Origin of the sequence: Prevotella sp. AM42-24 (genome assembly GCF_003461825.1) — a bacterium.
GTDB classification, from domain to species: Bacteria; Bacteroidota; Bacteroidia; order Bacteroidales; family Bacteroidaceae; genus Prevotella; species Prevotella hominis.
On sequence record NZ_QTXV01000077.1, the window covers coordinates 3,162 to 11,878 of the forward strand.

At 36.5% G+C, this 8,717-nt stretch carries 13 protein-coding genes; all 13 read right to left on the bottom strand.

Annotated elements, in window-relative coordinates; all coding sequences use genetic code 11:
* Positions 1-157 precede the first annotated feature (157 nt).
* Entirely contained in the window at positions 158-538 is a 381-nt protein-coding gene (locus tag DW917_RS14800) for a hypothetical protein (RefSeq protein WP_147344207.1), read from the bottom strand.
* Positions 539-738: 200 nt separating this feature from the next.
* Complete coding sequence (locus tag DW917_RS14805) at positions 739-981, bottom strand: M91 family zinc metallopeptidase (RefSeq protein WP_255415341.1); 243 nt, start codon at positions 979-981, stop codon at positions 739-741.
* Between the two features lie 9 nt (positions 982-990).
* Positions 991-1,980, bottom strand: coding sequence for an Abi family protein (locus tag DW917_RS14810; protein WP_228112371.1), 990 nt, complete (start codon positions 1,978-1,980; stop codon positions 991-993).
* 251 nt (positions 1,981-2,231) lie between these two features.
* A complete protein-coding gene (locus DW917_RS14815) occupies positions 2,232-2,828 on the bottom strand; it encodes a hypothetical protein (protein WP_118119931.1) in 597 nt (198 codons plus the stop codon).
* 54 nt (positions 2,829-2,882) lie between these two features.
* Positions 2,883-3,233 (bottom strand): hypothetical protein, encoded by a 351-nt coding sequence (locus tag DW917_RS17605; protein ID WP_147344208.1) that lies wholly within the window; start codon positions 3,231-3,233, stop codon positions 2,883-2,885.
* A gap of 17 nt (positions 3,234-3,250) precedes the next feature.
* Positions 3,251-3,790, bottom strand: coding sequence for a hypothetical protein (locus DW917_RS14825; RefSeq protein WP_147344209.1), 540 nt, complete (start codon positions 3,788-3,790; stop codon positions 3,251-3,253).
* A gap of 568 nt (positions 3,791-4,358) precedes the next feature.
* Positions 4,359-5,147: an immunoglobulin-like domain-containing protein gene (locus DW917_RS14835; RefSeq protein WP_147344210.1), complete on the bottom strand. Its 789-nt coding sequence runs from the start codon at positions 5,145-5,147 to the stop codon at positions 4,359-4,361.
* A gap of 144 nt (positions 5,148-5,291) precedes the next feature.
* Complete coding sequence (locus tag DW917_RS14840) at positions 5,292-5,912, bottom strand: hypothetical protein (RefSeq protein WP_134843831.1); 621 nt, start codon at positions 5,910-5,912, stop codon at positions 5,292-5,294.
* A 393-nt stretch (positions 5,913-6,305) separates the two neighbouring features.
* Entirely contained in the window at positions 6,306-7,157 is an 852-nt protein-coding gene (locus DW917_RS14845) for a hypothetical protein (RefSeq protein WP_147344211.1), read from the bottom strand.
* Between the two features lie 44 nt (positions 7,158-7,201).
* Positions 7,202-7,642, bottom strand: coding sequence for a hypothetical protein (locus DW917_RS14850; protein WP_118119944.1), 441 nt, complete (start codon positions 7,640-7,642; stop codon positions 7,202-7,204).
* A gap of 47 nt (positions 7,643-7,689) precedes the next feature.
* The gene (locus tag DW917_RS14855) at positions 7,690-7,926 is read right to left on the bottom strand and encodes a hypothetical protein (RefSeq protein ID WP_118119946.1); all 237 of its coding nucleotides are present in this window, start codon (positions 7,924-7,926) and stop codon (positions 7,690-7,692) included.
* A 162-nt stretch (positions 7,927-8,088) separates the two neighbouring features.
* Positions 8,089-8,325 carry a hypothetical protein gene (locus tag DW917_RS14860; RefSeq protein WP_118119948.1) on the bottom strand — a complete coding sequence of 79 codons (237 nt, stop codon included), beginning with the start codon at positions 8,323-8,325 and terminating at the stop codon, positions 8,089-8,091.
* Positions 8,326-8,527: 202 nt separating this feature from the next.
* Positions 8,528-8,717, bottom strand: a 190-nt coding sequence (locus DW917_RS14865; RefSeq protein ID WP_147344212.1) for a helix-turn-helix domain-containing protein, incomplete at its 5' end; no start/stop codon positions are given.

Sequence of the window (8,717 nt, forward strand, 5' to 3'; positions counted from 1 at the left end):
GTGTTTAAGTAATATGCAAAAAATAACTTGCGCAACTTTTCTCGTGTGCTATTTAGCAATAGTAGGCTATCATCGCAGAATTTCTGCGCAAGTTATTTTTTAACATTACTAACTATAACGTTTATTGCTAAACACAGTGCTTTAATCCCAGTCTAACTCATGATTTATGATTTTTATAATAAAGCGGTGAAGCTAATAACAACATTTCTTTGATAACAGTCTGTATGTCATTAGGAAAATTCTCAATAAATGCCTTATACCCAGAAGCCACTTTATGATAATTCACATATAATGTATATTTAACATTATCCTTAGCTATATTTGCATCAAAATATGAACACGTTTTTAATTTAGAAATTGCATTTTGTATTGTTTCTTGTTGGGTAACAGCAAGTTTCCTTCTAATAAGGGGATATGATGAATTCCATACAATATTATTATTTGATATTGTATTTGCATTTTTAACATATCCTATCCCATATGTTAATATCGTGTCGCAATATTCTATTATTTGATAATCGGAATCTCCAAAATCCATAACTATGATTATAGATTTTCCCTTCTTTTGAAGATGGTTTGATAGCGATGATATTTTGAGATTGTTTTTATCTTGACGTGTATTAGAACACGAGCCTATAGTAAATAATAGGCTAATAATTAAAAATAGTCTGAACATAATCATTTGTCTTTATAATAGCCATTGGATGGATAAATTCCATCCAATGACTTGTTTTTAAATTAGTATGCTCCTCGTGGATTTAATCCTTGATCTTTACGAATGTCATTTTCTGTAATATCATTCTTTTTTACATGATTTAAACCAACAGTTGCTGCTTCTTCTTTGCTTAGAGTTTCCATGACTCTTTGCCCCCGATTATTCATATAGGAATAAGACTCGCTTTCTGAATACTCTATTGCAACTCCACGCATTGATCTGTCACCATGAATCATTTCATGAGCTAATCCAACTTGGGAAGGAATACCAAACTGCTATCTCCACAATGGCTCATCTTGCCAATGCTTAGGAAATCCCATGGCATTCGTGTCGACTTCTGGATATTGTGACAATAAGTCCTTGAACTTAGCACATAATTCATTTCGTGGATCAATGGCATTGAGCCAATATAACAAGCAACAAAGAACGGAATATAGTCGATTAGCAACTTCGGGCTTATTCATTATCCATGCTTGTTTTAATTTCATCGGAAGTTGGGGCATTACAGGCATCACACGATTCCATACACGTCCATGATGGGCACAACAGTTGCGAAGCGCATTGATGGATTTCATCCAGCTTTCAAGTATTTCTTGCTGAGGAACGTTATAGGAACGAGCTATTTTCTTTTTGGCAGCACCATTGGCGAAATTGAAATACAATTTTGTCAAGCAGCCAAACGATGTCAAATCTATTAGTTTCCAAGCTGGTGGAAAATCTTCCTTGCCATACTTTACATAATGCTCTTTGATAAAATCATCCTTGGAACGCTGCAGTTCTCTATCCAAAGAGGAAAGATTCTCTGCAAACTTATGTTTGTCAACAGCTAAATCGGGATTGATAAACCAAAAAGCTCCATAATTCAAAGAAAACTGGTTGATAACCTTTGCCCGCAAAGAAATCTCAATCTTTTGAATAGCGGAAAATAGTAGGGTTCTAAGTTTGACATCAAACTCATAAAGTCTCACAGCTTTCTCAAATGTTGCATTTTCCTTATAGCTATGCCTGTCTGAAGCTTTGAAAGGACGCAAATATGCTGCAAATCTAAAGTAGCTGACATTTTCAAGAAAAGCATTTGCCTTTCTCTCATCCATAATCACCAATCCCTCATTTTGAAGATTGGCTAAAAGGGTTGCTGTACCAAGTGGTGGATTAATATATTCCATACGCATATAAACAAAAAGTTCCGCCCTGGTACGCTGTTCTATGGGAAGCGTGGCGGATTCTAGTGCTGCAAAGATACTGTTTTTATTTGATTTCTCCAAATATTTTCTTCAAAATCTACTTATCAAATATGTATTTTAACGTAAAAAGTTCTAATTTCCATGTTTTTTCCCCTCACAATCTATGGCAGACTTAAAATTTTATCGTACCTTTGCACTCGATTAAAGGTGTTCTTTGTATATTGCAAAATACAGAAACGAGCAGAAATCCGCTCGTTTCCATATCGTTACCTATATTCAATAGGTAATTTTGCAACTTCTTGATATTTAATAGAAGTCCTTTTTAGAGCGAGTTACCATTTTTTACGGACATATACAATACCTGCCTTTATTTGGGCATCAATTGTATTTATGTCAATCCCTAATCGAATCATATACTCTTTAATTATATTATTATTTAGTCTGTCTGTAATTCGTCTTCTTTTGTAATAATCCAAATTTTCAAAAGAGAGCGGCTTTCCCTCTTCATAAAAAATCCACCTATCTTCTTTGTATGCTTGAATTAATCGTTCATCTAAATTGGAATTGGAAAAATAGAATTTGAAAAATGGATTATCTGTTTCAGTTTCATTGGATAATGCACATGTAATAATGTTACATCTCAAATGTTTTTGTATGATTCTGCAAACATTAGACAGTCCATCTTCATAATTTGATATAAAAAACACTTTGTCTGGATATATCTTATTTTGCCAGCAACTAAATTTGGGAAAATGGGAGCCTCCACTTTGTGGATTAACCCACCCATTTGGATTTGGTATTTCCGAATAGATTTCAGCCTTTCCTGTTATCAGTTGTTTTTTGAATATAACTTTCACAGTATCAATAAATAGATTGAAATCACTGATCTCGAAAACGGAGAAGGTTAAATAACTAAATTCTGTTGTCATTTCTATTATTTTAATCGGGTCTCTTTAAAAGTTAATATTATAGCAGTTTGCCTTTTAATTTATCGGATTGTACTTGCTTCCTCCTGCTACAGATTGAATATACTTGTTTATTTCATTTTCTTCCTTTTCCGTGTATATCACATTTAAGATAAAAAACGATGCAAGAGAAACACAAAATGTCCACCATCCTATAGCATAGGAATTAATTTTGCTTTTAATGAGACATTTTATTCCTACTACGAAAACGACAATGAATAGGATTACGACTACAAAAGTAAAGTCCGAATAACAGATACCATTGTGTGCTGAAAAGTAATATCCTACAAAAAAAATGACACATGGAATCACGAAATTTTTGTAATAGGATTCGTCATTGTTTGTCTTGGCTGTTTCCCTTTTAGCCATATTCTTTCGTTTTCTTTTCATTTCTCCCAATTTTTAAGTATATTGCCATCAACGTCCCAACCAGAGAAGAGCTTCTCGCAAATGATGTATGTCGAATCATTTGACATACGCACGAAATAGTGTTCTTGCGCATAACGTTTGACCTTAAAAAACGTGATTTTGTATAGTCCATGAAGAGGATGCGACGGCGCAATGATTCTTAGCGAATCTTTTGTAGGAAGTATATAAGTACCATCAGCATCTTCGATGGATTTTCGGTATAAAGAATCGCTCTTCGTCAGGGAATCTTGGTCGAGGTCTTCATCAAGCAATGTCTTTCCTCCCATATCGACTTTATCGGTTTCTACAAGAGGGAGAGATACGCTCATTTCATCACCAAAATTAAAATTGACACTGGCAAACCTATATTCCTTGCTTCGTTCCATATAGAAGCTATCTGGAACTATATTCAAAGGACCATCTAATCGGGCATCCATATAGACAGGATGAGTAGGACAAGACGATGATGTCAACGATATTACAATTATCGTGAAAACGACAAATAAAGAATGTTTCATAAGCAAAACTGATTTATATCCTTCGACCTTATCTTGCATTTATGCTGAATGAAAGAATAGACGGCTAATGACAAGCCGACAGTGAAGAGATTGAAGATTCCCAACAATATAAATTGAATAATCGCAAAGAAGCAAGCGATAGTTCCGTCAGTTATAGCCCAAATAGAGAAGCCCATTAAGGGCAACATGGCAAGAGTATCCAACTCCCAATGCAATACCAATAGAGACATCTTGCTATTTGATTTAGCAAACTTCCAAGCAAGCAAAGCCGTAACAACATTCAACAAGCAAATACAAACGCAAGTAGTCTCGATAATATCGTAGTAAACTCTCCCATAAAAAGATATGAATGTAACTACGTAAGAAACAAACGTACTTACGGCTACGGATAGCAAATATTTCTTTGTATCTTTATCTCTTAGTTTCATATTACGTTTATTATATTTTTACTCTGTATTGTACACGCACACTTACCGTGTCCACCGCCTCTTGGGAATGGACGCATGAGGCAAATAAACAAAATGCCAATAAACTGAAGAGTATTTTCATAAGCAACAATTCTTTTTATTTACTTCAACTCAAAAGTTGCCATGAAAGGCACCTTCTCACCATCTATGCTATCCTCATAAAAAAAGCGGTAAACGCCTGGTTTGTTGGGAAGAATATCGGGAAAAAGATGGGCAGTAATGGTGCCGCTTTGACCATCGTTTAAAACATGACCGATGGCCGTGAACAAGCAATCGGTGGGCACAACAAACCAATTGCCATCCGCTCCTTGGGCTGTGATGCTATAGGCATCGCCATACACAAATTCCTCGCCACTATGGTTGGTAATCGTGAATCTGATTTCCGTGGTGCCCAATGGATAGGAAGGCTTCTCCGCCTTGAGGGAGATGCCTTGGTAGGTGCTCACGCCTTCCCTGTTGTCGATGATAGGGTCCAACTTGCCCTCAAACCTGATGGCGGGCGAGTTGTAAATCTGCCTACGAAACTCCAGCTGCTTCTCCTTCGTGTTCCAACGGAGCGCAACATCAATGGAGTTGGATCCCATTCCAAATCCAACAACATTTCGCAAGGCCGGGGTCTTGTCTTCCGACAGGAACTTCCGCTCAAGTATCCGCATAATGGCGTTCAGTTCCCTATGCGAATATTTACGCGCCGAAGCCTTGCGATAGGTTCTCTTCTTGCTCTTGACAACTCTCATTTTGCTAATGGCAACCCTCTTTTTGCCAACAGTTGCCACTTTCTTTTGCTGAATGGCCATTGATGGGTTGCAAGCAGCACAAGTGGTTTGCATTGAAAGGAACATTGTCAATCCTAATATTATTGCATTGAGGAGTTTTGGCTTCAGTCTCATAGTTATCAGCAATTAATAATTTAACATGTAGAGATATGAACTCTTATAGTATATTTCTTTTCAAGGATGAAAATAATTGTCATAAGGAAAAATCACTTTGCCTTATGACAATTATACACAGTTAGAATACTTAAAACAGATATTCTATTTCAACAGACTATCAAAAGTCCTTATTAACGAAATAGGATCTTTATAAAATTCTTTCGTATCTAAATTAGACACAGTTTCTTTCATCACAGGATATGGCTTAAATACAATTTTAAGCAACATTTTCGCACCAATACTACTTCCCATACAATAACCCTTTGCCACATCTTCATTCTTTACCTTAAAATAGAAAACATAGTTTGTGCCTTCCAAATGTAATGTTTTGGTATTTGTTATTGTTGAGATATAGTGTATATAGGCAGACACATTTTCCCCTTCATACACAGGTTTGAGGAATATCGGAGTTTTGTATGGTTTTGGATTTTTGTTCCAAACGCTTGGCAATGATTTTTGCGCCATAAGCGGAACGAACTTTATCCACTTTTTAGATTTTGAATCGTAGTACTTAATGCTCTTTATCTCTGTAGATTTGTATTCTTTCTTTTCTTTAGAGTTGGAATCTTTAGTAACAACGACATCACCATCATCAAGCATAAATAAAGTTTTTGTGACTCCCTTAACCACATTTCCGTTGTTTAAGGTAATTTCAACATTGTCCTGTGCTTGTACCATTACACACAACAAGAGGGCAAGAAACATAAAAAATAGTCTTTTCATACTCATGTTATTTTACGGTTTGACTTAATATCACAAAAATACTATTTTTTTTCTTTGCTATCCAGAAAAACACATTTTTTAACTTATTTATCCGTGCAAATAGTAATATTTAACGCTTGAAACGAAAAATGGTTTATGGAAACTGTTATCTGTTATTTGTTATCTGTACAGCAAAAAAAATCGTTTTTGGAAACTGTCAACTGTAACGCTTGGGGATGATGTTATTGACCTGTCATGTGACATTTTACTCTTGTATAGACTACACCCTTTATCCAAGTCTTCAAAAGAGACATTTGAGATAGTGTTACTTATAAGAAGTTTTTTAACTCGTAGAGAACAAACAGTTGCCCCGGAATCTTTCAAATAAAATAGCTCCTCACCGTTCTCCAATGATTATGATTCACATAAATCTTTGCATTTCTCCCAATGCGCATCGAATTCCTCTTTGCTAACCAACATATTGGTTTCTATCGAATACAAGTCATATTGCAGGATGATGGACATTGGGGGATTGAGTTTGATGAAATCTTCTGGAAAGCAACCATCTACGTCGACATTAGCTACGCAATAGTTGCCATCTGCAGAAATTGTAATAGCCCTTGATACTCTCACGCAATCAAACTCGCCATAGCAAACCGTGTCGAACACCTTTATCTTGAAATAGAACTTGTATATCAATATTCTGTTGTTGCATGGAAGTTGTTTTCTCAGACGGATGCACAAATGAGCTAAGGACAACAAAAAACTTTTCTTGGCATCCTTTGGAGACATTATCAGCGTGAAGTCCTTGCCAAGCTGACCTACGGAATTCACTTCGACTTTTGTTTCTGGGGCTTCCTTGGAGACAAGTATCTTGACTTCCTTCACCGCCTTGCTCCAAATCTCGACGTAATCAGGAAAAATAAGGTAATAGTAGCTGCTGAAAAAGAACTCCTTCGTCTCAGGCTTGTACTGTATGAAGAAGTTGGCAGAATCAAAAGATTCGGTAAACTTTTCTTCGGGCATGATGTAAGAATCATCGGGCGACTTCTCACAAACCGTACTAAGCATCTTGACTCGCCTCTTGAACCATATTTTGTATCTTTTGGCAAAGAGAACAAAAGCAATCGAGACAACAGCCAAAACGACAAGCACGACCACACCGAAAATATCCGAGCAGATATGAGTGATGACACCTATGCCATATATGATGACAATGCACCATAAAACGACCATTCCAAGTTTAGACATTATTTTTTCTATCATAAAGCTATTCGTTTTTTGTGGTTTTTTGAATCCACGATTTTCTGTTATCTATGATACAGGCAGTGCCCTTTTCTGTAGTCTTCGGGAGATAATCTTTTTTTGTTTTCAAACGCCATTTTATAGTCTTTCATATACCATTCCCATGCTTCTTGCATTATATAGTCCTTGTCATATAATATCCAAATTAACCTGTCCCATTCGTAGTTCGAGGCTTTGGGAACCATCGTTACTTTACTTCCTTTTTTACCGCTTGGACGATTGGCTTTTACTTGATACCTTATATTTCTATAAACGAAATCCGTCCCTTTGGCAACAGCAGTTTTGTCTCTCATGTAATCGGAGTATTCTTTCTCAGACATACCTATCAACATTGCCGCATCATATTCAGAGATGGAACTTGTAATAGACGGTGCAACCCCAAAACTTGCTTGCCATTGCAAGGCAATATCTGCAAGTTTATCTCTTAGCTTTATCTTTTCTTCCATAATTGTGTTTATTTGAGCCTTGCGGACTTGCAATCCGCAGAAAGCGATTAATCATTCCAATAATACGTAGGTCTGTTGAAAGAAGGATACCAATCCAAGTATAGCACTTGTACCCTGGTGCCAATCTTGCGATAATCACCTTCCTCCACAAGCGAATTTCCATCATAAGTTTTATCTCCGACTTGAAACTCATACAGATAACAGTTCGTAGTATAGCGATGGAGCCAAGACGAAGTATTAGGTGTAATGACGGCTTCTGTTTTCACACCATGCTTTTTCAGCATACCTAATAGTATAGGTACACCAATAACGGCATAAGCAAAAACACAAATACAAATACCAAAGTAAATCTTCCCTATTGTTTCCTTTACTGAGCTAAAATCAATGTATCTCATTTGATGTTCTTTTTAGTCTCTGCGGACTTGTAATCCGCAGGAAGTACAACTTTATCTTCTTTCAATCAATTCCCCATCCCATTTTACAAGGTTCGGACGATGGCATCCATGCCATTTCTCGAAGTAAGCATCAATATCGCAAACTCTTGACATCACTTTCTCTTTTAATTTCTCAACTTGATTGTTGTAACCAATTTCCGTGAAGTAACGCCCTGCCTTCAACCCTCCAGACCAAAACTCCTTGGATAGAGCAGGCATTCCCTTTATAAAATCAGAGTCAAGCCTCATTTCCTTTTCACTGTTTGGAAGTATGACGTATTTCAGACCTTCTGTCTCTTTAAGTGAAGAAAGAGAGTCAAGTTGAGGGGTGACCTCAAAGGCATTCTTCCATTATACTCTGTTTTGATATTATTTACAAAGGTAATGCTTTTAGCCTTTAAACAACTCTCACACAACCCCTTTCTTTGAAAAGAACGTAAAATCAATTGTATTATTGCGGTGATTGCACTTTTATTAATCGCTTCACTCGTTGTACCGTACTCACGCCCCTTCCACTTAACTTCGCCATATCCCGAATGGAATACCCCTTGCTGAGTAAACTAATAACTTCCCTATATTCGGCTTTCATCTCTTCTGCCGTTTTCTCGCCAAAAAAATCATTTCTACCTACTTTTGCTGCA

Bases quoted from the DNA above. Each gene is read 5' to 3' on its own strand.
- DW917_RS14800 (WP_147344207.1), bottom strand. From the start codon at position 538: ATGGATTTTGGAGATTCCGATTATCAAATAATAGAATATTGCGACACG.
- DW917_RS14815 (WP_118119931.1), bottom strand. From the start codon at position 2,828: ATGACAACAGAATTTAGTTATTTAACCTTCTCCGTTTTCGAGATCAGT.
- DW917_RS17605 (WP_147344208.1), bottom strand. From the start codon at position 3,233: ATGGCTAAAAGGGAAACAGCCAAGACAAACAATGACGAATCCTATTAC.
- DW917_RS14825 (WP_147344209.1), bottom strand. From the start codon at position 3,790: ATGAAACATTCTTTATTTGTCGTTTTCACGATAATTGTAATATCGTTG.
- DW917_RS14835 (WP_147344210.1), bottom strand. From the start codon at position 5,147: ATGAGACTGAAGCCAAAACTCCTCAATGCAATAATATTAGGATTGACA.
- DW917_RS14840 (WP_134843831.1), bottom strand. From the start codon at position 5,912: ATGAAAAGACTATTTTTTATGTTTCTTGCCCTCTTGTTGTGTGTAATG.
- DW917_RS14845 (WP_147344211.1), bottom strand. From the start codon at position 7,157: ATGATAGAAAAAATAATGTCTAAACTTGGAATGGTCGTTTTATGGTGC.
- DW917_RS14850 (WP_118119944.1), bottom strand. From the start codon at position 7,642: ATGGAAGAAAAGATAAAGCTAAGAGATAAACTTGCAGATATTGCCTTG.
- DW917_RS14855 (WP_118119946.1), bottom strand. From the start codon at position 7,926: ATGCTGAAAAAGCATGGTGTGAAAACAGAAGCCGTCATTACACCTAAT.
- DW917_RS14860 (WP_118119948.1), bottom strand. From the start codon at position 8,325: ATGAGGCTTGACTCTGATTTTATAAAGGGAATGCCTGCTCTATCCAAG.